This is a genomic window from Streptomyces anulatus (assembly GCF_014650675.1).
Taxonomy (GTDB): Bacteria; Actinomycetota; Actinomycetes; order Streptomycetales; family Streptomycetaceae; genus Streptomyces; species Streptomyces anulatus.
This window is the reverse complement of the sequence record NZ_BMVK01000026.1, coordinates 1-21,907: the sequence shown is the minus strand read 5'-3', so window position 1 is coordinate 21,907 and position 21,907 is coordinate 1. Positions and strand designations below refer to the sequence as shown.

20 protein-coding genes are annotated in these 21,907 nt (G+C 68.8%); 18 read left to right on the top strand and 2 right to left on the bottom strand.

The genetic code is table 11. From position 1 onward, the window contains the following. Nucleotides 1-106: 106 nt before the first annotated feature. On the bottom strand, nt 107-1,021 hold the full coding sequence (locus tag IE272_RS36415; protein WP_030717085.1) for a LysR family transcriptional regulator: 915 nt from the start codon (nt 1,019-1,021) through the stop codon (nt 107-109). 128 nt (nt 1,022-1,149) lie between these two features. Here IE272_RS36415 and IE272_RS36410 point away from each other — a divergent pair, with 128 nt between their 5' ends. The 12 genes from IE272_RS36410 to IE272_RS36360 all read left to right on the top strand — a co-directional run bounded on the left by IE272_RS36410 (nt 1,150) and on the right by IE272_RS36360 (nt 12,959). After that, nucleotides 1,150-2,148, top strand: coding sequence for a fumarylacetoacetate hydrolase family protein (locus IE272_RS36410; protein ID WP_030717087.1), 999 nt, complete (start codon nt 1,150-1,152; stop codon nt 2,146-2,148). Continuing rightward, nucleotides 2,145-3,101, top strand: a complete 957-nt coding sequence (locus tag IE272_RS36405; protein ID WP_190009990.1) for a cyclase family protein — start codon at nt 2,145-2,147, stop codon at nt 3,099-3,101. Before IE272_RS36410 ends, IE272_RS36405 begins: the two co-directional genes overlap by 4 nt. 38 nt (nt 3,102-3,139) lie before the next feature. Continuing rightward, nucleotides 3,140-4,270 (top strand): FAD-dependent oxidoreductase, encoded by a 1,131-nt coding sequence (locus IE272_RS36400; protein WP_190009988.1) that lies wholly within the window; start codon nt 3,140-3,142, stop codon nt 4,268-4,270. Then, nucleotides 4,267-5,271, top strand: a complete 1,005-nt coding sequence (locus IE272_RS36395; protein ID WP_190009986.1) for an amidohydrolase family protein — start codon at nt 4,267-4,269, stop codon at nt 5,269-5,271. Before IE272_RS36400 ends, IE272_RS36395 begins: the two co-directional genes overlap by 4 nt. A 13-nt stretch (nt 5,272-5,284) precedes the next feature. Beyond that, entirely contained in the window at nt 5,285-6,226 is a 942-nt protein-coding gene (locus tag IE272_RS36390) for a VOC family protein (RefSeq protein WP_050361755.1), read from the top strand. A gap of 182 nt (nt 6,227-6,408) precedes the next feature. Beyond that, the gene (locus IE272_RS38970) at nt 6,409-7,380 is read left to right on the top strand and encodes a fumarylacetoacetate hydrolase family protein (protein ID WP_030574331.1); all 972 of its coding nucleotides are present in this window, start codon (nt 6,409-6,411) and stop codon (nt 7,378-7,380) included. Further along, nucleotides 7,377-8,120: an SDR family NAD(P)-dependent oxidoreductase gene (locus IE272_RS36385; protein ID WP_229898012.1), complete on the top strand. Its 744-nt coding sequence runs from the start codon at nt 7,377-7,379 to the stop codon at nt 8,118-8,120. The genes IE272_RS38970 and IE272_RS36385 overlap by 4 nt, the downstream gene beginning before the upstream one ends. A 125-nt stretch (nt 8,121-8,245) precedes the next feature. Beyond that, on the top strand, nt 8,246-9,001 hold the full coding sequence (locus IE272_RS36380) for a CoA transferase subunit A (protein ID WP_030574326.1): 756 nt from the start codon (nt 8,246-8,248) through the stop codon (nt 8,999-9,001). Next, the gene (locus IE272_RS36375) at nt 9,001-9,651 is read left to right on the top strand and encodes a CoA transferase subunit B (protein WP_050361753.1); all 651 of its coding nucleotides are present in this window, start codon (nt 9,001-9,003) and stop codon (nt 9,649-9,651) included. The genes IE272_RS36380 and IE272_RS36375 overlap by 1 nt, the downstream gene beginning before the upstream one ends. A gap of 133 nt (nt 9,652-9,784) precedes the next feature. Beyond that, nucleotides 9,785-10,999 (top strand): FAD-dependent monooxygenase, encoded by a 1,215-nt coding sequence (locus IE272_RS36370; protein WP_229898010.1) that lies wholly within the window; start codon nt 9,785-9,787, stop codon nt 10,997-10,999. A gap of 22 nt (nt 11,000-11,021) precedes the next feature. Next, nucleotides 11,022-12,059, top strand: coding sequence for a cupin domain-containing protein (locus tag IE272_RS36365; protein WP_190009980.1), 1,038 nt, complete (start codon nt 11,022-11,024; stop codon nt 12,057-12,059). A 36-nt stretch (nt 12,060-12,095) separates the two neighbouring features. Next, nucleotides 12,096-12,959 (top strand): fumarylacetoacetate hydrolase family protein, encoded by an 864-nt coding sequence (locus tag IE272_RS36360; RefSeq protein WP_190009978.1) that lies wholly within the window; start codon nt 12,096-12,098, stop codon nt 12,957-12,959. A 95-nt stretch (nt 12,960-13,054) separates the two neighbouring features. Here the strand turns inward: IE272_RS36360 and IE272_RS36355 are convergent, their stop codons facing one another. Then, nucleotides 13,055-14,083, bottom strand: a complete 1,029-nt coding sequence (locus tag IE272_RS36355) for a LacI family DNA-binding transcriptional regulator (RefSeq protein ID WP_050361749.1) — start codon at nt 14,081-14,083, stop codon at nt 13,055-13,057. A 175-nt stretch (nt 14,084-14,258) separates the two neighbouring features. Here IE272_RS36355 and rhaI point away from each other — a divergent pair, with 175 nt between their 5' ends. From rhaI to IE272_RS36325, 6 genes are all read left to right on the top strand, one after another. Further along, nucleotides 14,259-15,419: an L-rhamnose isomerase gene (gene rhaI / locus IE272_RS36350; protein ID WP_373036974.1), complete on the top strand. Its 1,161-nt coding sequence runs from the start codon at nt 14,259-14,261 to the stop codon at nt 15,417-15,419. An 89-nt stretch (nt 15,420-15,508) separates the two neighbouring features. Further along, nucleotides 15,509-17,551, top strand: coding sequence for a bifunctional aldolase/short-chain dehydrogenase (locus IE272_RS36345; protein WP_190009976.1), 2,043 nt, complete (start codon nt 15,509-15,511; stop codon nt 17,549-17,551). Beyond that, nucleotides 17,548-18,999 (top strand): rhamnulokinase, encoded by a 1,452-nt coding sequence (locus tag IE272_RS36340; protein WP_190009974.1) that lies wholly within the window; start codon nt 17,548-17,550, stop codon nt 18,997-18,999. The genes IE272_RS36345 and IE272_RS36340 overlap by 4 nt, the downstream gene beginning before the upstream one ends. 84 nt (nt 19,000-19,083) lie before the next feature. After that, on the top strand, nt 19,084-19,839 hold the full coding sequence (locus IE272_RS36335; RefSeq protein WP_050361745.1) for a (Fe-S)-binding protein: 756 nt from the start codon (nt 19,084-19,086) through the stop codon (nt 19,837-19,839). Beyond that, complete coding sequence (locus IE272_RS36330; protein ID WP_050361744.1) at nt 19,836-21,269, top strand: LutB/LldF family L-lactate oxidation iron-sulfur protein; 1,434 nt, start codon at nt 19,836-19,838, stop codon at nt 21,267-21,269. Before IE272_RS36335 ends, IE272_RS36330 begins: the two co-directional genes overlap by 4 nt. Then, nucleotides 21,266-21,907 (top strand): LutC/YkgG family protein (locus tag IE272_RS36325; protein WP_050361743.1); only part of this gene is annotated, 642 nt, incomplete at its 3' end. The genes IE272_RS36330 and IE272_RS36325, both read left to right, overlap by 4 nt.

The following is a 21,907-nucleotide window of genomic DNA, read 5'->3' as shown; positions in this document are numbered from 1 at the left end:
ACCCCTTGCGGCATCTGTGTTCACGATGTGTGCCATCCATCAGATGGATGGTGGCGGAGCGAGGTCTCACGCCCAGCCTGTGGACCACTCGCGACAGGCGAAGGGGTCAGACCTCCGCATCGGCAACGCGCCGACCGACCCTGGCCGCGGTTTCACGGAGCCAGATGTGGGCGGCGTCATGCGTGTGGACCGGGTGCCACCACAGCGCTTCGCGCAGCGGCACTGCCTCGTAAGGAGGATCGAGTACGCGTACGGCCGCGATAGGGGCGAGCAGGCGGGCGAGGCGGGCTTGGACGAGTGCGATGCGGCGGGTCCCGGCGACAAGGGCGGGAAGGGCGTGGAAGCTGTCGACGGAGACCTCGACGCGCGGTTCGATGCCGAGCATGCCGAGCTGGCGTACGGCGGGGGCGTCATAGGTGCGCTGGTAGGTGACCCAGGGCAGCCGGGCAAGGTCCTGGCGGGTCAACCGGTCCTCGATGCTGGGGTGGTCGTCGGCGACGACGAAGACCCAACGGTCGTCGTACAGATCGGTGGCGGGGAAGTCGCTGATGACGCCGTGGGGCATCAGCAGCCCGTCGGTGGCGCTGAGCAGGCTCGCGGTGTCATCGACGACGGTGATGGGGGTGCGGGTGAAGCGCAGCCGGATTCCCGGGGCCTCCTCGTGGATGACGCGGGCCAGTTCGACGCCGAAGACGTCGACGGCGTAGTCGGAGGCCACGAGGCGGAACTCGCGGGTCTCCGTGGACGGGTCGAAGGCGGCCTGGCTGGCGAAGAGCCGTTCGATGACGTCATATGCGGTGGCGGTGCGGTCCAGGAGGACCTGGCCGAGCGCGGTGAGTTCGTACTGGCTCCCGACGCGGGACAGGAGCTCGTCGCCGAAGTGCCGCCGCAGCCGGCCCAGTGCGGCACTCATCGCGGGCTGGCTGAGCCCTACACGCTGCCCTGCCTTGGTGACGTTGCGTTCTTCGAGGAGGGCGCGGAGGGCCACGACGAGGTTGAGGTCGAGACGGGCCAGGTTCACGGGACGGCTTCCCTTCACGTGCGGTGCCACCAGAGGTTATCTGCCTGGTGAATGGTAGTGATCCGGATAATCGATTTCCCTGATTGCTGGAAGCGGGTCCAGATTAGTCCCACCGCAACCAGGAGGACATGCCGGTGAAACCTCGATCCGCTTCTGACTCATTTGCCGGGCCTTTCGCCCTGGGCACCCTCTCGGCCGCTGACGGCCCTGCCTTCCCCGCTCTTGTCGACCGCGACAGTCAGGTTCTCGACCTGCGTACGGCCCTGGACGACCCGGTGCTGACCATGCGGGCCCTGCTGGAGCAGTGGCCGACCGTTCTCCCGCTGCTGCGTGATCTCGCAGCCGAGGAGGGACTGCCCCGCCGCCCTCTGGCCGACTTCCGTGTCCTCGCTCCTGTGGAACCGCGGCAGATCTTCCAGTCGGGCGCCAACTACCGCCAGCACGTCATCGACCTGCACGTCGCACACCGCGATCCGTCCGACGGGCGCTCCGAGGAGGAGGCGCGCGCCGAAGCGGCCGAGATCATGGACCGGCGGGCCGCCGACGATCTTCCGTACATGTTCATCGGCCTGCCCAGCTCCATCTCCGGCCCCAACGACGACGTCACGTTGCCGGCGTGGGCGGCAAAGCCGGACTGGGAACTGGAGCTGGCCGCGGTGATCGCCCGCCCCGCCTACCAGGTTTCCCCTCAGGAGGCGCTGGACTACGTGGCGGGCTACACGATCGCCAACGACCTCACCGACCGCGCCACCGTCTTCCGCAGGGACATGCCACAGATCGGAACGGACTGGCTGCGCAGCAAGAACGCTCCCGGGTTCACCCCCCTGGGGCCGTGGATCGTGCCCGCCGAATCGATCGGCGACACCGGCGACCTGCAGCTCACCTTGAAGCTGAACGGCGAGGTCATGCAGGACGAATCCACCAAGGACATGATCTTCGACGTGGCGCGCATGGTCGCGTACGCCTCCCAGAGCGCGCGCCTGCTCCCCGGCGACCTCGTACTCACCGGGTCGCCGGCCGGCAACGGCATGCACTGGGGGCGCCTGCTGCGCGACGGCGACGTCATGGACGCCTCCATCTCCGGACTGGGCGCTCAGCGCACCCGATGTGTCGCGGAGGGGAAATGAACCGCACCGATCCCGCAGGCGCGGTCGCTCAAGCGGCCGAGCAGTGCTCCAACTGGGGCCGCTGGGGCGAGGACGACCGCCTCGGCACCGTGAACTACCTCGACGAGGCCAAGCGCCGTGAAGGCGCGGCCCTGATACGGCGAGGCGTCAGCTTCTCCCTGTCCCAGCGTTTCGACATCAACGGCCCCCAGAAGGGCTGGCGGCGGCGGACCAACCCGGTCCACACCATGCTCGACACCGGCACGGACGCAGCCCTGGGCAACCAGGGACTTCCCCACGGCATCGGCGGCGCCGACGACGTGATCGCGATGCCGCTGCAGTGCTCCACCCAGTGGGACGGCCTGGGCCACATCTTCGACCACGGCAAGGCGTGGAACGGCCGGCCGGCCGAGCAGGTCGTCACCTCCGACGGCGACCAGGTCACCGGCATCGAGCACATGGCGCCACACGTCGCCGGGCGAGCCGTGCTGCTGGACGTCGGCCGGACGGCCGGAGAGGACGGTGAACTCCCCGACGGGTTCGCCATCACCGAGGAGCACCTGGTGGCCGCCGCCGAAGCCCACGCGGTGACGGTCGGCCGCGGCGACATCGTCCTCGTCCGAACCGGGCAGCTCGCCCGCGTGCGCCGGGACGGCTGGGGCGACTATGCCGGCGGCGCTGCCCCGGGGCTCTCCTTCACCACCGCGCCCTGGCTCCACGGCAGCGAGATCGCCGCAATCGCCACCGACACCTGGGGCTTCGAGGTACGGCCCAACGAGTTCGACCACGCCTTCCAGCCACTGCACCAAGTCGTCATCCCCCACATCGGCCTGCTCATCGGCGAGATGTGGGACCTGGAGGCTCTCGCCGAGGACTGCGCGGCCGACGGCGTCTACGAGTTCTGGCTCACTGCCGCACCCCTGCCCATCACCGGCGCCGTCGGGTCACCCGTCAACCCCATCGCCGTCAAGTAGTCCCGGGGCCCACAGCCCGAGGAACAAGGGAGTTTGCCATGAGCACACCTCGCAAGGTCCTGGTCATCGGAGGCGGAGCAGCCGGCAACACCGTCACCGTCCTGCTGCGCCGCGCCGGAATCGAGGTCGACCTCGTCGAAGCGAAGGACGACTGGAATGCCACCGCCGGATCCGGCATCACCCTCCAGGGAAACGCCCTGCGGGTGCTGCGCGAACTGGGCGTCTGGGAGGACGTCAAGGCCTCCGGGTTCGCGTTCGGGTCGGTCGGAATCACCGCCCCCGACGGCACCGTCCTGCACGTCCAGTGCGACCTGCGCACCGGCGGCGACGACCTTCCAGCAACCGTGGGCATGCAGCGCCCGCGTCTGCAGCACATCCTCATCGAGGCCGTCCGTGCAAGCGGCGCGACCATCCGTCTGGGTACCACCGCCATCATCGAGAACCAGGACGACACCGGCGTCTCCGTCCGCCTGAGCGACGGCAGTAAGCACCGCTACGACCTGGTTATCGCCGCCGACGGACTGGGCTCGGCCACGCGCGCACAGATCGGCATCACGGACAAGCCGGAACCGACCGGCATGGCCATCTGGCGTGCGGCCGCCCCGAGACCCGCGGGAGTCGAGCGCACCGACCTCGCCTACGGCGGCGCGGCCTTCATCGCCGGCTACTGCCCCACCAGCGACACCACCCTGTACGCGTACGTGGTGGAGAGGAACCGGGACCGCGCCTCCATACCGCCCGAGTCGTACGCGCAGGAGATGCGGAAGATCGCCTCCACGTACGGAGGTGCCTGGCCGGCCATCACCGCCTCGATCACCGAACCGTCCAAGGTCAACTACACCTGGTTCGACCGACTGCTGGTCGAGGGTTCGTGGCACCGCGGCCGCGTCGTCCTCGTCGGCGACGCAGCCCACTGCTGCCCCCCCACCCTCGCGCAGGGCGCAGCGCTGTCGCTGGAGGACGCGTGGGTGCTCGCACAGCTGCTGACCGAGGCCGAAGTCTGGGACGGGGAACTGCTGCAGGCCTACTACGAGCGGCGGATCAGTCGGGTTCGCCCCGTGGTCGAGGCGTCCGTCCAGATCGGCCAGTGGCAGCTCGACCACGTCCGGGACGCCGACGTGCCGGGGCTGATGGCCCGCACGATGACGATGCTCAGGGAGCTGCCGTGACCGCCCCCACCGTGGACGTGCACGCCCACGTCCTGCTTCCCCAGGTCGAGGCTCTCCTGGCCGATCAGCCCGGGTACGCGCTGTCCAAGGAGCTCGACGCCCGGCGCAACGGTCCCGCCGCTCTCGCGGTCAGCGGTCCGATGGTCCGCGACCGCCTGCCCCGTCTGACCGAGGTGACGGAACGCCTGGCCGCCATGGACGCGCAGGGCGTCGACGTCCAGCTGGTCAGCCCCTCACCCTCGCACTACCACTACTGGACCGACGCCCCGACGGCCGAGAAGGTCTACCGACTCGCCAATGAGGCCACAGCAGCCCACTGCGCCCAGGCACCGGACCGGCTCCGCGGCCTCGGCCTGGTACCCCTCCAGCACCCCGAGCAGACCGTCGCAGCACTGGATCACGCCCTCGAACAGGGCCTGGCCGGGGTGGAGATCTCCAGCCACGCCCCCGGTCGGGAACTGTCCGATCCCGCCTACAACTCCTTGTGGACGCGTGCCGAGGAGACGGGCGCCGTCATCTTCCTGCACCCCTTCGGCTGCACGCTCGACGAGCGTCTTGACCAGTGGTACCTGTCCAACACCGTGGGCCAGCCCACCGAGAACGCCGTCGCCCTGTCCCACCTGATCTTCTCCGGGGTCCTGGACCGGCATCCCGGACTGAAGATCATCGCGGCGCACGGCGGAGGCTACCTGCCGACCCATATCGGGCGCAGCGACCACGCCTGGCGCGCCCGGACCGACGCGTCCGCCGACTGCGCCCACCTCCCGAGCAGCTATCTGCGGCGGCTGTACTTCGACTCCCTGGTGCACGACCCGCAGGTGCTCCGGGCACTGGTGCGAGCCGCAGGAGCCGACCGGGTGCTGCTCGGTTCCGACTTCCCCTTCGACATGGGGGCGGCCGACCCCGTCGCCGCCCTGCGGTCCGCCGGACTGGACGAAGCCGATCTCGACGCCATCCGCGGCCGCAACGCCGCCGCACTGCTCAACATCTCTCCCGCCTGAGGAGGCAACCCGCATGAGCACAAGCCGCCTGTTGACCCACCTTCGGCACGTGGACCTCGCCGTGCCCGACTACGACAAACAGCTCGACTTCTACGCCGGTGTCTGGGGACTCACCAAGGTCGCCGAGGATTCCGGCATCTCCTTCCTCGCCGCCGAGGGCAGCCCGGAGCAGTACGTGGTCCGGCTGCGCAAGGCGGACGAGAAGCGCCTGGACCTCGTCTCCTACGGCGCCGCCACTCCGGCGGACGTCGACACGCTCGCCGAACAGCTCCTGTCCACGGGCGTGAAACTGATCTCGCAGCCGGGCACCGTCAGCACCCCTGGAGGGGGCTACGGCTTCCGCTTCTTCGACGTCGACGGACGGACCATCGAGGTCTCCGCGGAGGTCGAGGTCCGGCGGCACCGCAAGATCGAGGAGAAGGAGGCGATCCCGGTCAAGCTGTCGCACGTCGTGCTCAACTCGCCCGACCTGGAGCGCACCCGGACCTGGTACGAGCAGCACCTCGGCTTCCGGCTCTCCGACACGCTCAGTTCACCCCACATGGGCGACGTCATGCACTTCATGCGCATCAGCAGCCAGCACCACTCCATGGCACTGGCCAAGGGGCCGCACACATCGCTCCACCACATCTCCTTCGAGATGCGTGGCATCGACGAGTACATGCGCGGCTCAGGGCGAGTGACCCGGGCCGGATTCACCAAGATCTGGGGCCCGGGCCGGCACACGGCCGGTGACAACACGTTCACCTACTTCCTCGACCCCCACGGCAACACCGTCGAGTACACCACCGAACTGGAGGAACTCGACGAGGACACCTGGCACCCCCACGTCTACGACTTCTCCCAGCCCGAGGTCGCCGACCAGTGGGGCACGGCGAACCCGATGAACGAGCTCGTCGCCAAGGAGTCCTTCAACGACCCCGACCGCGGCAGCTTCGTCGCCCCACCGGTCTAGCCTCCGGCCTGTGTTGTCTCCGGGAACGCGGGGGCGGTGCCCCGCTCCGACTCCTGCCTCCGCGTTCCCGGCCGAGGGCGTCCGGCCCTGAGCCCGCCCCGTAGGCCCGCCACTCGCCTGGCGTGTCCAGGACGGCGCGTCGTGTATTCGACCTCGTTTCCCCTCCCTCTTGGAGCCGCATCATGCGCTTCGCCGCTTTCGAGTACCGCCACCGCCCGCGTGTCGCCGTAGTGGAAGACGACGGCACACTCTTCCCCCTGCCGGGCGTCACCTCGCTGACCGACCTGATTCGTGAAACCGGTGGCTTGGCCGGCCTGCTCGCCGCCGCGGCGGTGGCCCAGGACGTGCCGCCCGGCCCGCACGTCTCCCAGGTGCGGCTCCTGGCACCCCTGCAGCCGTCGTCCGTGAGGGACTTCGTCACCTTCGAAGAACATGTGGAAGGCGTACGCCGGTCCGTGAGCGGCGAAGCAGGCGTCCCCGAGCAGTGGTACGAGGCACCCACCTTCTATTTCACCAACCCGCACGCGGTGTTCGGCCCCCACGACGACGTTCCCATGCCTCCCGGATCCTCCGTACTCGACTTCGAACTGGAGGTGGCAGCCGTCATCGGACGGGACGGTCGTGACCTGACCCCGGCACAGGCGCAGGACCACATCGTCGGCTACACGATCTTCAACGACTGGTCCGCGCGGGACCTGCAGTCGGCAGAGATGCAGGTGGGTCTCGGACCGTGCAAGGGAAAGGACACCGCCTCCACTCTCGGCCCCTACCTGGTGACCGCCGACGAGCTGGAGCCCCACCGGGACAGCGAAGGCTTTCTGCGCCTCGCGCTGACCGCCGAGATCAACGGTGCAAAGGTCGGCAACGACCTCCTGTCCAACATGAGCTGGACTTTCGAGGAGATGGCCGCCTACGCCTCGCGCGGCACCCGTATCTTCGCCGGCGACGTCCTGGGGTCGGGCACCTGCGGCAACGGCGGCTGTCTGGCCGAACTATGGGGCCGTTCCGGCGAACAGAGCCCGTCACCACTGAGGCCTGGCGACACGGTGACCCTGACCGTGGAAGGTCTCGGGTCGCTCACCACTCGCATCACGCCCGGCGTGGCTCCGGTCCAGCTGCCCCGCGCGCGGCGCCGCAACCGGGAGCGGCCGTGAGCAGCGGAAGGCTTGCAGGAAAGGTCATCGTCGTCACCGGAGCGGCACGGGGGCAGGGAGCTGCCGAGGCTGCGGCCTTGGCGCGCGAGGGCGCCAAGGTCGTCGCCACCGATGTGCGTGGCGGCGAGAACGTACGTCGGCTCGATGTCACCCGGGCCGAGGACTGGGCCGACCTCGCCAGCTACCTGCGCGAGACCTACGGGACGGTCAACGGCCTGGTCAACAACGCCGGCATCACCTGGCGTGCCCGGCTGGACGAGGTCACCACCGAGGACATGAGCCGCGTCCACGCCGTCAACGTCCACGGACCACTGCTGGGTATGCAGCACCTTGCTCCGCTGATGCCCCCTGGGGCGTCGGTTGTGAACGTCGGCTCCTCGGCCGCGACCACAGCGCACTACCCCGTTGCCTACACCACGAGCAAGTGGGCGCTGCGGGGCCTGTCGAAGACCGCTGCACTTGAGCTCGGACCGCGCGGAATCCGTGTGAACACGATCCACCCCGGTTTCATCGAAACAGAGATGACGGCTTCAGCGGCACCGGCATTCCGTAAAGCGAACATCGCGGAAACACCGCTGGGCCGCGTCGGACGAGTCGAGGAGGTCACCCCGCTGGTGGTGTTCCTCCTCTCGGAAGAGTCGTCCTTCATCACCGGCGCCGACATACCGGTGGACGGGGGCCTCATCTCGCACGGCGGTGTGAAGTCGGTGTCCGACGCACTGCGCACCGAGGCCGGCTGATGGGAGCGCACGAAGGGAAAGCCGACCTGATCTCCGGCACGGCCCGTGGCACCGGTCGGGCCGTCGCCTGTGGCTGGTGGTCGGCCGTGCTGCCCAGCCCACTGACCTGAAAGGAACCTGGAACCGTGGACAAGGTCATCCATGAAGCCAACGATGCCGTCGCCGACATCCCTCACGGCGCATCGATCGCGGTCGGCGGGTTCGGCCTCAGTGGCATACCCGAGACCCTGATACGAGCCCTGCACAGCCAGAACACCACCGACCTCAAGGTCGTGTCCAACAACTGCGGCACTGACGGCCGAGGGCTCGGGATCCTGCTGTCGGCCGGACGCATCTCCCGGGTCACCGGCTCCTACGTCGGCGAGAACAAGGAGTTCGCCCGCCAGTACCTCGGCGGCGAACTCGAAGTCGAGCTCGTACCCCAGGGAACCCTCGCAGAACGGCTGCGTGCCGGAGGCTGCGGCATCCCCGCCTTCTACACACCCGCCGGCGTCGGCACCCAGATCGCCGACGGCGGACTGCCCTGGCGGTACGCGCCCGACGGCGCTGTGGCCCTCGCCTCCCCGCCCAAGGAGACCCGGGAGTACGACGGCCGGACCCACGTCCTCGAACGCGGTATCACCGCTGACTTCGCTCTCGTGCGCGCCCGGCGGGGCGACCGGCACGGCAACCTCGTCTTCCGCCACGCCGCAGCCAACTTCAATCCACTGGCCGCCATGGCCGGCCGCATCACGATCGCCGAAGTCGAGGAGCTCGTCGAGCCGGGCGACCTCGACCCGGACCACGTGCATCTGCCGGGCGTCTTCGTCCAGCGCGTCGTGCCCCTCACCCCCGCCCAGGCGGCCGACAAACAGATCGAGAAGAGGACGGTGCGCAGCTGATGGCCTGGAACCGCAACCAGATGGCCGCGCGGGCCGCCACCGAGCTGACCGACGGTTCGTACGTCAATCTCGGCATCGGCCTGCCCACCCTCATCCCGGCATTCGTACCCACCGGTGTGCACGTCGTGCTGCACTCGGAGAACGGCATCCTGGGCACAGGCCCCTACCCCACCGAGGACGAGGTCGACTCCGATCTGATCAACGCGGGCAAGGAGACCGTCACCGTCCTTCCGGGCGCGTCCTTCTTCGACTCGGCCCTGTCGTTCGGGATGATCCGCGGCGGTCACATCGACACCGCCGTACTGGGAGCCATGCAGGTCTCGCACCGAGGCGACCTGGCGAACTGGATGGTCCCCGGCAAGATGGTCAAGGGCATGGGTGGCGCCATGGACCTCGTCCACGGCGCACGCCGAGTCATCGCGCTGATGGAGCACACCGCCAAGGACGGCTCTCCGAAGATCGTCCAGGACTGCACCCTGCCGCTGACCGGCCGCCTCTGCGTCGGCCGGATCATCACCGATCTCGGCGTCCTGGACGTCACCGACCGCGGTCTGGCCCTGGTGGAGACCGCGCCCGGAGTCACCGTCGAAGACATCCGCGCCCACACCGGTGCACCCGTGCACGTCGACAGCGCGACTGCCGCCTGCTGAGCCTCCGCGGGTCACCCCGAGGACCCGCAGCAACCTGCCGCCCTTTCCACCCTGATGGTCCGCATGACAGCGATCCCCACACAGCGACCGCAATGGACGCGGACCGATCCCCTCCAAGGAGGCCCTGGTGCCTATGACTTCTCCGCCCCTGCACATCGCCGTCGTCGGAGGCGGCATCGGTGGGCTGGCCGCGGCCCTCGCGGTCGCCCGGACCGGCCACCGCGTGACACTGGTGGAGCGAGCCGCCCGCTTCGGAGAGATCGGAGCCGGCCTCCAGCTGGCCCCGAACGCCTCGCTCGCTCTTGAGGAACTCGGCGTTCTCGACGCCGTGCAACGTTCAGCCGTCGCGCCGCCGCAACTCGTCATGATGGACGCACTCAGCGGCGAGCAGATAGCCGCCCTCGACCTGCGAAGCAACGCCTACCGCAGCCGCTTCAAGCATCCCTACCTTGTCACCCACCGCACCGACCTGCACCAGGCACTCCTGGCAGCCTGCCAGGAGCACCCCTCGATCAGTCTGCGCACCGGACACACCGTCACCGGCGCGGAACAGACACCGCACGAGGTGCGCCTGGACTTCGCCGAGACGCCCGAGCGGCTGACGGCGGACGCGGTGGTGGCGGCGGACGGCCTCCACTCGCGTCTGCGACAGCTCCTCGTGGGCGACGGCGACCCCGTCTGCTCCCGCTACGTGGCCTACCGAGGAGCCCTGCCGGTCAGCAGCATGAGCGGATCCATGTCCCAGCACGCGTCGTCGGAATCGGTGATCGTGTGGGCCGGTCCGCGGATGCATCTGGTGCAGTACCCCGTACGGCGCGGCGAGCTCTACAACCAGGTCGCGGTCTTCGAGAGCGACCACTACACCCCGGCCTCCGACGACTGGGGCACCGAGGCGGAGCTGGAGGAGCGGTTCGCCGGAGCGTGCAGTACGGTGCGCGACGCCCTGCCTCTGGTCGCGCGGGACCGACGCTGGCCCCTGTTCGACCGGCTGCCGGTCGCCGACTGGGTCCATGGACGGATCGTGCTGCTGGGCGACGCCGCACACCCGATGCTGCAATACCTGGCTCAGGGCGCCTGCCAAGCCCTGGAAGACGCGGTGGCCTTGGGAAGGTCTCTGCGCGAGCACACCGACCCGGCAGATGCCTTCACCTCCTACGCCGGCCTGCGCAGTGAACGAGCCACAGGCATCCAGACCAACGCCCGGCGGTTCGGTGACATCTGCCACCTGGACGGCATGGGAGCCCTCATGCGCAATCAGCTCCTGGCCACCCGCGCCCCCGACGACTTCGACGACATCGCCTGGGTGTGGACCCCGACCACCGAACCCGAGGCATCGACCGCCCCGTGAGCGACCACCGCGAGGAGACGAAATGACCGACGACCCCGCCTACAAGGCCCTCGACGGCCTCGGAGCCGCCCCGCTGTGGCGCTTCTACGGAAACCTGTTCCCCGCCCAGCCCCGAAGCCGGGCCGTGCCCCACCGGTGGAGCTGGAAGGAGTTGCGGCCCCACCTGCTGCACTTCTCCCAGACGCTGTCTCTGGAGGAGGCCGAACGACGGGTCCTCATGCTCGTCAATCCCGGCCTGACCGATCCACCGGCCACCGTCAACACCCTCTACGCGGGGCTGCAGATCATCCTCCCCGGTGAAACGGCCCAAGCACACCGGCACACCTCCAACGCCTTCCGCTTCATCCTGGAGGGCGACGGCGCCTGGACCACCGTCAACGGTGAACGCGTCTTCATGGCCCCCGGCGACCTCCTGCTCACCCCCGGATGGCACTGGCACGACCACACACACGAGGGCGACGTGCCGATGATCTGGCTCGACGCGCTGGACTACCCCCTCGTCAACGCCCTGGAGGCAGGGTTCTACGAGAAGTATCCTCAACGCCTCCAGCCCGTGACCCTGCCCGACGACGCCGGATCCCGTCAGTTCCTCCACGGCCGCCTGACCCCGGCGTGGATCACTCCGCAGGGACCCAACTCTCCTGTCACCCGCTACACCTGGCAGGAGACCAACCGGGCACTGGAAGCCATTGCGGACACAGCCGAAGGCAGCGACGTCGACGGCATCATCCTGGAGTACACCAACCCCTGGACCGGCGGGCCCGTCATGCCCACCATCGGCTGCCGTGTCCAGAGGCTGCGCCCGGGTTTCGACGGAGCCGGCCGCCGCCAGACCGCATCGACCATCTTCAATGTCATCCGCGGCGAAGGCGCCACCATCGTCGACGGCAAGCGCCTCGACTGGACCGAGAACGACACTTTCGCCATACCCGGCTGGGCCTCCTACCGGCACCTGAACACCTCCACGTCCAGCGACGCGGTCCTGTTCTCCTACAGCGACGAGCCCGTCATGCGCTCCCTGGGCCTCTACCGCACCGAGAACGCCGACCCCGGCGCCTGACCACCCCACCCCTCTGACACCCCCAAGGAGGCCATGATGCGTCTGGCCCTTTTCAACCAGGGACGGCTCGGCGTCGTCGACGGCGACACGATCATCGACGTGACCGACCAGGTCGGTTCTCCCTCCACCGGCGCGGCCGGTGTACTCCACCACTACATCGAGACGCTGGCCGAGGGAACCGGTCCGGTACTGGTGCCGTCACGTGGCCGCCGGGCGCCGCTGTCGGAGGTGACGCTCGAAGCGCCACTGCCCCGCCCCGGAAAGATCATCGGTGCCCCGGTCAACTACCTCGATCACAAGGCCGAGATGGACTACCCCACGTCCATCGCCGACCTGGGTGTCTTCCTGAAAGCCAACTCATCGGTGATCGGCCCCGGACAGGCCATCGTCTTGCCCTACTCCGACCAGCGCACCGACCAGGAAGGCGAGCTGGGCGTCGTCATCGGCCGCACCGCGTCGCGAGTGAGCGCCGAGGACGCGCTGGACCACGTCTTCGGCTACACCTGCCTGCTCGACATCACCGTCAGGTCCGGTGAGGACCGGTCCACCCGCAAGTCCTTCGACACCTTCACCCCCATCGGACCGTGGGTGGTCACCGCCGACGGCATTCCCGATCCCGGCCGGCTCGATCTGCGTTGCGACGTGGCGGGGGAGACCCGGCAGCGCACCAACACCGCCGACCTCATATTCGGAGTCCGTGAACTGATCGCCTACGCCTCCTCGGTGATGACTCTGTACCCGGGCGACGTGATCGCGACGGGTACTCCGGCCGGGGTCGGCCCGCTCGCCCACGGGGACCGCATCGTCGTGGAGATCGAGAGGATCGGACGGCTTGAGGTGTCCGTCGACGGCTCCCAGGCCACCTCCTACGCCTCCCGGCCGGGAGACCGCCGCAGCTGAGCCCGCCACCCGGTCGGGCCGGTACCGAGCCAGAAGGCGGTGGCTCGGTACCGCGCGGCTCTGAGCCCTCGGTCCGACCATCCGGTCAGGGTCGCTCAGGCCCTGGGAACGGTGGAGCGACGTACTACGAGCTCCGGCTTCAGCACGATGCTCTCGTGCCGGTGGCCCTCCGGTGCCGGGTCGAGTTCCTTCAGGAGGAGCTCGGCGGCCAGACGGCCGATCTCACCAGCAGGGTGGCGGACAGAGGTCAGCGGGATGAGGCAGGCCTCGGCGAATTCGATGTCGTCGTACCCGATGACCGCGAGATCATCCGGCACCCGCACCCCTGCGTCGAAGACGGTCTGCATGATGCCCAGCGCAAGCAGGTCGTTCGCGCAGAAGACTGCGCTCGGCCGTGGGCTGAGGCCGATGAGGCGGTGACCGGCGTCCCGGCCGCTTCGCACGTCGTGCCGGTGCACCGGCACATCGACGACGGTGTCGGCGCTCATGCCGGCTTCCCGCACAGCACGCAGGAGGCCGTCCCGCCGGTCACGGACCTGCCGCAGCTGCTCGGGGCCGCCCACGTAGGCGATGCGGCGGTGTCCGGCCTTCAGGAGGTGCCGGCCTGCCAGCAGTCCGCCAAGAACGTCGTCGGCGGCCACCGAGCACACCTCGTCCTCGCCGACCGCCCGGTCGACGACGACGCAGGGGATGTTCTGGCGGCTCAGCACGTGCCAGGGTGCCCCGTGCGAGTCGACGGGCGCCAGCAGTACGCCGCGCATCCGCTGCTCGGCGAAGAGCGACAGGTAGGCCTGCTCGGCGGACGGGCTCTCGGCACTGTTGCAGACCATCACCCCGAGCCCGGCCCGGTCCGCCGCCTCTTCCGTACCCCGTGCCAGGGCGGCGAAGAAGGGGTTGCCGGTGTCCGTCACGAGCAAGCCCAGCATGCGGCTTCGTCCCGCGCGGAGTTGACGTGCCGATTCGCTCCGGACGTACCCGAGGATCTCGATGGCCGCCTGCACACGTGCACGCGTCTGCTCGGACACCTGGTCCGGCCGGTTCAGGACGTTGGACACCGTGCCCACGGATACTCCTGCTTCGCGTGCTACCTCCTTGATCCCCACCACAGCCGGCCATCCGTTCATCTTCGATCTGAGCGAACGCCATCCTAGTCGGCGCAGCCGTATGTGTTGAATCCTTTCATTAATCGTCAACCGCATCCTCTTGACGGGCCTCGCCGCGAGTGCTTTCTTACTTATGAAACGATTCATCAACGGCGTCGACGTGGCGCCCCAGGTTCCGAGGTTGACCATGACTGTCGTGCGGGAGGCCGTAAAGGCCACGCTCAGGGCCCAGACCATTGAGACACCCTCCTGGGGCTATGGGAACTCCGGGACTCGCTTCAAGGTGTTCGCCCAGCCCGGCGTTCCGCGCACGCCGTGGGAGAAGCTGGAGGATGCGGCGAAGGTGCACGAGTTCACCGGTGTCGCGCCCAAGGTCTCGCTGCACATCCCCTGGGATGAGGTCGAGGACTACGCGGCCTTGGCCGCGTACGCCGAAGACCATGGCCTGAGGCTCGGTGCCATCAACGCCAACACCTTCCAGGACGATGCCTACACGCTGGGCAGCGTCTGCCACCCGGATGCGCACGTGCGACGCCGCGCCGTGGACCACCTGCTGGCGTGCGTCGACATCATGGACGCGACCGGCTCGTCGGACCTCAAGCTCTGGTTCGCCGACGGCACCAACTACCCCGGTCAGGACGATGTCTCCGCCCGGCAGGAGCGGTTGGCCGAGTCCCTCGCCACGGTGTACGCGCGCCTCGGCGAGGATCAGCGGATCCTGCTGGAGTACAAGTTCTTCGAGCCGGCGTTCTACACCACCGATGTCCCGGACTGGGGCACCGCGTACGCCCACTGCCTCAAGCTGGGCCCAAAAGCGCAAGTGGTCGTCGACACCGGGCACCACGCGCCGGGCACGAACATCGAGTTCATCGTGGCGTTGCTGCTGCGCGAGGGTCGGCTCGGGGGCTTCGACTTCAACTCGCGCTTCTACGCCGACGACGACCTGATGGCCGGGGCCGCCGATCCCTTCCAGCTCTTCCGGATCATGTACGAGGTGATCCGGGGCGGGGGACTGGCGGCGGAGACCGGGATCGCGTTCATGCTCGACCAGTGCCACAACATCGAGGCGAAAGTCCCAGCGGTCATCCGCTCGGTGATGAACGTGCAGGAGGCAACGGCCAAGGCTCTCCTGGTCGACCACGACGCTCTCGCATCCGCTCAGCGGACCGGAGACGTGCTCGCCGCCAACGCCGTCCTGATGGACGCCTACGCCACCGACGTACGCCCGCTCCTGCGTGAGGTACGCGAGGAGGCGGGCCTGAACGCCGATCCCGTCGCCGCGTACGCCGCATCCGGCTGGTCCGAGAAGACCGCCGCCGAGCGAGTCGGTGGCGAGCAAGCCGGCTGGGGTGCCTGACCCCACGCCCTCGCGCGCCGGCGTTCATTCGGCCCATCGCGGCTCCTCACCTGCCGCCCCGCCCTCCCGCCCGTTCCAGAAGGATGCTGATGTCTTCCGTCCGCCGCCACGCCTCCGATCTGCTGAAGCGTTCGCACCGCCTCGGCTCCGATGCCCGCAACACGAACTACGCCGGCGGGAACACGTCGGCAAAGGGAGCCGGGGCTGATCCCGTCACCGGTGCAGAGGTTGACCTGCTGTGGGTCAAGGGATCAGGCGGCGACCTGGGAACCCTGACCGAAGACGGTCTCGCCGTGCTCCGGCTCGACCGGCTTCGCGCTCTGAAGGACGTCTATCCGGGCGTTGACCGCGAGGACGAGATGGTTGCCGCTTTCGACCACTGCACCTTCGGCAAGGCCGGCGCCGCCCCCTCCATCGACACCGCCATGCACGGCCTGGTGGAGGCGGCCCACGTCGACCACCTCCACCCCGACTCCGGCATCGCACTCGCCTGTGCTGCCGACGGGGAGAAGCTGACAGCCGAGTGCTTCGGCGACAGCGTGGTCTGGGTGCCGTGGCGCCGCCCCGGCTTCCAGCTCGGGATGGACATCGCCGCAGTCAAGGCGGCGAACCCGCAGTCGATCGGCTGCGTTCTCGGCGGCCATGGCATCACCGCCTGGGGCGACACCTCTGAAGAGTGCGAGAACAACTCCCTGCGCATCATCCGCACCGCCGAAGCCTTCCTCGCCGACCGTGGCCGACCCGAGCCCTTCGGGCCGGTGATCGACGGCTACGAGCCGCTCCCCGTCAGGGAACGCCACGAGCGGGCTGCTGCCCTGGCCCCTCACATCCGGGCCCTCGCCTCACAGGACCGTCCTCAGGTCGGACACTTCACTGACACCGAGGTCGTCCTCGACTTCGTGTCACGCGCCGAGCACCCCCGACTCGCCGCTCTCGGCACCTCGTGTCCCGACCACTTCCTGCGCACCAAGGTCGCTCCTCTGGTCCTGGACCTGCCGCCCACCGCACCGCTGGACACGACCGTACGACGGCTCAAGGAGCTCCACATGGCCTACCGCGAGCAGTACGCGGCCTACTACCAGCGGCACGCGACCGTCGACTCGCCCGCGATGCGCGGAGCCGACCCGGCGATCGTCCTCGTGCCCGGGGTGGGGATGTTCTCCTTCGGCAAGGACAAGCAGACCAGCCGGGTCGCCGGAGAGTTCTATGTCAACGCGATCAACGTGATGCGCGGCGCCGAGGCCGTTTCCACCTACACCCCGATCGAGGAATCCGAGAAGTTCCGCATCGAGTACTGGGAGCTGGAGGAGGCCAAACTGCGGCGCATGCCCGCGCCCAAGCCCCTCGCCACCCGGGTCGCTCTGGTGACCGGGGCCGGGAGCGGCATCGGGAAGGCGATCGCGCACCGGCTGGCCGCCGAAGGCGCCTGTGTCATCGTCGCGGATCTCGACACGGACAGCGCCGAAGCGGTCGCGGACGAGCTCGGCGGACCGGACCGGGCGGTTGCCGTCACCATGAACGTCACGGACGAAGAAGAGATCATTGCCGCGTTCCGCGAGGCCGTTCTCGCGTTCGGAGGCGTCGACCTGGTCGTCAACAACGCCGGCATCTCCATCTCCAAGCCCCTGCTGGAGACCACCGCGAAGGACTGGGACCTGCAGCACGACATCATGGCCCGCGGCTCCTTCCTCGTATCCCGCGAAGCCGCCCGGCTCATGATCGAGCAGGGCCTCGGCGGCGACATCGTCTACATCGTCTCGAAGAACGCCGTCTTCGCCGGCCCGAACAACATCGCCTACTCCGCCACCAAGGCAGATCAGGCCCACCAGGTGCGCCTTCTCGCGGCCGAGCTCGGCCAGCACGGCATCCGCGTCAACGGAGTCAACCCCGATGGCGTGGTGCGTGGTTCGGGGATATTCGCCGGCGGGTGGGGTGCCCAGCGGGCAGCCACCTACGGCATCGAGGAGGACAAGCTCGGCGAGTTCTACGCCCAGCGGACACTGCTGAAGCGGGAAGTCCTGCCCGAGCACGTGGCGAACGCGGTCTTCGCCCTCACCGCGGGCGACCTCACCCACACCACCGGTCTGCACATCCCCGTCGACGCGGGTGTCGCCCCGGCCTTCCTTCGATGAGGGCAACCGACAGCGCGGTCCTCGCCGCCGTCGACCTCGGCGCCAGCAGCGGCCGCGTCATCACCGGTCGCGTCACCGCCGGCCGGGTCGACCTCACCGAGATCCACCGGTTCGCGAACCGCCCTGTCCGTCTGCCCGAAGGCCTGCGCTGGGACATCCACGCCCTCTACACGGGGATCCTCGACGGACTGAAAGCGGCCGGGGAAGTCGACAGCGTGGGCGTCGACAGCTGGGCCGTGGACTACGGCCTCCTCGACGCCGACGGCCACCTGCTCTCCGCTCCCGTCCACTACCGCGACACGCGCACGGATGACGTCCCGGAGCAGGTCTGGCAGACCGTCCCCGCCGAGCAGTTGTACGCCCGCACCGGTATCCAGCACGCCCCGTTCAACACCCTCTACCAGCTCGTCGCCGCGCAGCGCACAGCGCAGGCGTCGATCGCCTCAAGACTGCTGTTGATCCCTGACCTGATCACCTACTGGCTGACCGGCGAGCAGGGCACAGAAGTCACCAATGCCTCGACCACCCAGCTGCTCGACGCGAGAACCGGAACCTGGGCCGAGGACATCGCCCGCCCTATCGGCATCGACCTGACCCTGTTCGCCCCACTGCGCGCCCCCGGCGACAAGGCCGGCACCCTGTTGCCGGACGTGCTCCAGCAACTGAACTGGCAGCGGCAGGTACCGGTCACCACGGTCGCGTCCCACGACACCGCCTCCGCTGTCGCCGCGGTGCCCGCCGGCCCTAAGGACCACTTCGCCTACATCTGCACCGGCACCTGGTCACTCGTGGGCCTGGAGCTGTCGTCACCCGTGCTGACCGAAGCCAGCCGGCTGGCCAACTTCACCAACGAAGCCGGTATCGACGGCACCGTGCGATACCTGCGCAACGTCATGGGCCTGTGGCTGCTCCAGGAATGCATGCGCGACTGGGGCGATGACGATGTGGTGGGACTGCTGCGGGAGGCCGCCTCGGTAAAGGGTCTGCGGTCGGTGATCGACGCCTCCGATACGGACTTCCTCGCACCGGGCCTGATGCCGCGACGCATCGCACAAGCGTGCTCGGCCACAGGACAGCCCGAGCCGGTCACGCGCGGGCAGATCACGCGGTGCATCCTCGATTCCCTCGCGCTGGCCCACCGGCGCGCGATCGAGCAGGCACAGGAGCTCTCCGGCCGCCACGTCGACGTCATCCACATGGTGGGCGGCGCCGCCCGCAACAGGCTGCTGTGCCAACTCACCGCCGACGCGTCCGGCCTGCCCGTCGTCGCAGGCCCGGTGGAAGCGGCCGCCCTGGGCAACGTACTCGTCCAGGCCCGCGCTCTCGGCCTGGTCGGCGACGTCCCCCAGATGCGGCAGCAGGTGGCGGACAGCCAGCCGCTGCACCGCTACGAACCGTCCGGCGACCGAGCGGCCTGGGATGCCGCTGCCCGGCGGATCTCCGGCTGAGACCGGACGCCCGAACCTCCGGATGGGCGCGGAACCTGACACCGTGCCCATCCGGAGCCCTACCGCCCGAACCGAAGGACCGCGATGCGTGTCGCTCTCTTCCTCACCTGTGTCAACGACACGCTCTACCCCGGCACAGGCCGCGCCGTGGTGCGACTGCTGAACCGGCTCGGCGTCGACGTCGACTTCCCGCTCGGACAGACCTGTTGCGGCCAGCCGCACTACAACACTGGCTATAGGCGCCAGGCCGAACCGCTCGCTCACCGGTTCGCCGACGTCTTCGCCGACTACGACGCCATCGTCACGCCTTCGGGGTCGTGCGGCGCCATGGTGCGCGAGCTCTACCCGAGGATGGGTCGTCGGGCAGAAGCAGAAGGGCGAGGTTCCTCCTTGGCCGAGGCCATCGCCAAGGTCGTTCCCGTGACCTACGAGCTGACCGAGTTCCTCGTCGACATCCTCGGCGTCACCGATGTGGGGGCGTACTTCCCGCACAAGGTGACCTACCATCCCACCTGCCACGGGTTGCGCAGTCTCGGTCTCGGCGAACGGCCCCGACAGCTCCTCGCGGCGGTGAAGGGCCTTGAGCTGATGGAGCTGCCGGGCGCGGAGGAATGCTGTGGCTTCGGCGGCACGTTCGCCATGAAGAACGCGGACGTCTCAGCATCCATGGGCCGTGACAAAGTCGCTGCCGCCGTATCCACGGGGGCAGCCGCGTTGTGCACCGCAGACAACTCCTGCCTGATGCACATCGGCGGCATCATCCGACGACAGGACGAAGACATCCGCCCCCTGCACATCGCCGAGATCCTCGCCAGCACGGAAGACGAGCCCCTGACATGAGCGGCACCTACCTGGGCATGCCCGCGTTTCCCGAGGCCGCCCGTCAAGCACTCGGTGACGACACGCTGAGGGCGAACCTACGCCATGCCACACACACGATCCGCGACAAGAGGGCCAGAGCGGTCGCCGAACTCGACGACTGGGCCGAGCTCCGAGAGGCCGGCAAGCAGATCAAGGACCACACCCTCCAGCACCTGGACACTTATCTGCTGCAACTGGAGGAAGCGGTCACCGCCGCGGGCGGGACCGTGCACTGGGCTGCCGACGCGGCCCAGGCCAACCGGATCGTCACCGACCTCGTGAAAGCGACCGGCGAAACCGAGGTCGTCAAGGTCAAGTCGATGGCCACCCAGGAGATCGAGCTCAACGAACACCTGGCGGCCGAAGGCATCACCGCGTACGAGACCGATCTCGCGGAGCTGATCGTCCAACTCGGCGACGACCGCCCCTCACACATCCTGGTACCGGCGATCCACCGCAACCGCAGCGAGATCCGCGACATCTTCCGTGACCAGATGGGGATCTGGGGGCGCCCGGCGCCAGAAGGCCTCACCGACGAGCCCGCCGAACTCGCGGAAGCCGCCCGACTGCACCTGCGAGAGAAGTTCCTGCGCGCCAAGGTCGGCATCTCCGGGGCCAACTTCATGGTCGCCGAGACAGGCACCCTCGTCGTCGTCGAGTCGGAGGGCAACGGCCGCATGTGCCTCACCCTCCCCGACACCCTCATCTCCGTCGTGGGCATCGAGAAGGTCGTACCGACCTGGCGGGACCTGGAGGTGTTCCTTCAGACACTTCCACGCTCCTCGACCGCCGAGCGGATGAACCCGTACACCTCCATGTGGACCGGAACCGCCGACGGTGACGGCCCGCGAAACTTCCACCTCGTCCTCCTGGACAACGGCCGGACCGACACCCTCGCCGATGAGGTGGGACGGCAGGCCCTGCGCTGCATCCGCTGCTCGGCCTGCCTCAACGTCTGCCCGGTGTACGAACGGGCCGGCGGCCACGCGTACGGCTCGGTCTATCCGGGACCCATCGGTGCGATCCTTACCCCGCAACTACGCGGCACCACGAGCGAAGTCGACGCCTCCCTGCCGTACGCCTCCTCCCTCTGCGGGGCCTGCTACGAGGTGTGCCCCGTCGCCATCGACATTCCCGAAGTCCTCGTCCACCTCCGGGAGCGGGTCGTCGACCAAGGCGGGCACCACCTGGAGAGGGCGGCGATGAGTGCCGCAGCCTGGGCTTTCGACCACCCCGCCGTGCTGGCCGCCGGCCAGCGCATGGCGTCCCGCACCCGCAGGCTGCACCCCTCCCGCCTGCCCGGTCCCGGGCGGGCATGGTCCGACAGCCGCGACCTGCCGCAGGTGCCGGACAGGCCGTTCCGCGACTGGTGGCAACGTCAGCAAGGAGAGAAGGGAGATGCCCAGTGAGCGATCGCGAGCAGGTACTCGACCGCATCCGGCAGGCTCTGGGCAGCCGCCCGGACGGAGAAGCCAACCCTGTGCACCCGGTCTCCCGGACCTACGCCCACCAACACGGCGACCGCACGCCCGCCGAGACCATGGCGCTGCTGGTGCAGACCTTGGAGGAATACAAGGCCACCGTGCACCGAACCATCCCCGCCCGGGCTGCGGAGCTCGTCGCGCGTCTGGTCGCGGAGCGCGAATCCGCGTACGTGATCGTGCCACCAGGGCTACCCGACGATCTGCTCAAGCTGGTCGGATGCCGCATCGAACGGGAGAGCGCCGATCTCACGGCTCGCCGCCTCGACACCTTCGGAAGCGTGATCACGGGGTGCGCACTCGCCATAGCCGAGACAGGGACGATCGTTCTTGACGCGGAACCGGACCAAGGGAGCCGAAAACTCACCCTCGTTCCCGACCACCACGTCTGCATCGTGTACGAGCAGCAGATCGTGGGGTCGGTTCCCCAGGCCGTAGGACGCTTGTCCCCGACCCGGCCCATGACGTGGATCTCGGGCCCCTCGGCCAGCAGCGACATCGAGCTCAACCGGGTCGAAGGCGTCCACGGGCCACGCCACCTCGACGTGCTCGTTGTCGCCGAGACC

Coding starts and splice junctions, on each gene's coding strand:
- IE272_RS36410 (WP_030717087.1), top strand. CDS start 1,150: ATGCCGGTGAAACCTCGATCCGCTTCTGACTCATTTGCCGGGCCTTTC.
- IE272_RS36405 (WP_190009990.1), top strand. CDS start 2,145: ATGAACCGCACCGATCCCGCAGGCGCGGTCGCTCAAGCGGCCGAGCAG.
- IE272_RS36400 (WP_190009988.1), top strand. CDS start 3,140: ATGAGCACACCTCGCAAGGTCCTGGTCATCGGAGGCGGAGCAGCCGGC.
- IE272_RS36390 (WP_050361755.1), top strand. CDS start 5,285: ATGAGCACAAGCCGCCTGTTGACCCACCTTCGGCACGTGGACCTCGCC.
- IE272_RS38970 (WP_030574331.1), top strand. CDS start 6,409: ATGCGCTTCGCCGCTTTCGAGTACCGCCACCGCCCGCGTGTCGCCGTA.
- IE272_RS36375 (WP_050361753.1), top strand. CDS start 9,001: ATGGCCTGGAACCGCAACCAGATGGCCGCGCGGGCCGCCACCGAGCTG.
- IE272_RS36370 (WP_229898010.1), top strand. CDS start 9,785: ATGACTTCTCCGCCCCTGCACATCGCCGTCGTCGGAGGCGGCATCGGT.
- IE272_RS36365 (WP_190009980.1), top strand. CDS start 11,022: ATGACCGACGACCCCGCCTACAAGGCCCTCGACGGCCTCGGAGCCGCC.
- IE272_RS36360 (WP_190009978.1), top strand. CDS start 12,096: ATGCGTCTGGCCCTTTTCAACCAGGGACGGCTCGGCGTCGTCGACGGC.
- IE272_RS36355 (WP_050361749.1), bottom strand. CDS start 14,083: ATGAACGGATGGCCGGCTGTGGTGGGGATCAAGGAGGTAGCACGCGAA.
- IE272_RS36345 (WP_190009976.1), top strand. CDS start 15,509: ATGTCTTCCGTCCGCCGCCACGCCTCCGATCTGCTGAAGCGTTCGCAC.
- IE272_RS36340 (WP_190009974.1), top strand. CDS start 17,548: ATGAGGGCAACCGACAGCGCGGTCCTCGCCGCCGTCGACCTCGGCGCC.
- IE272_RS36335 (WP_050361745.1), top strand. CDS start 19,084: ATGCGTGTCGCTCTCTTCCTCACCTGTGTCAACGACACGCTCTACCCC.
- IE272_RS36330 (WP_050361744.1), top strand. CDS start 19,836: ATGAGCGGCACCTACCTGGGCATGCCCGCGTTTCCCGAGGCCGCCCGT.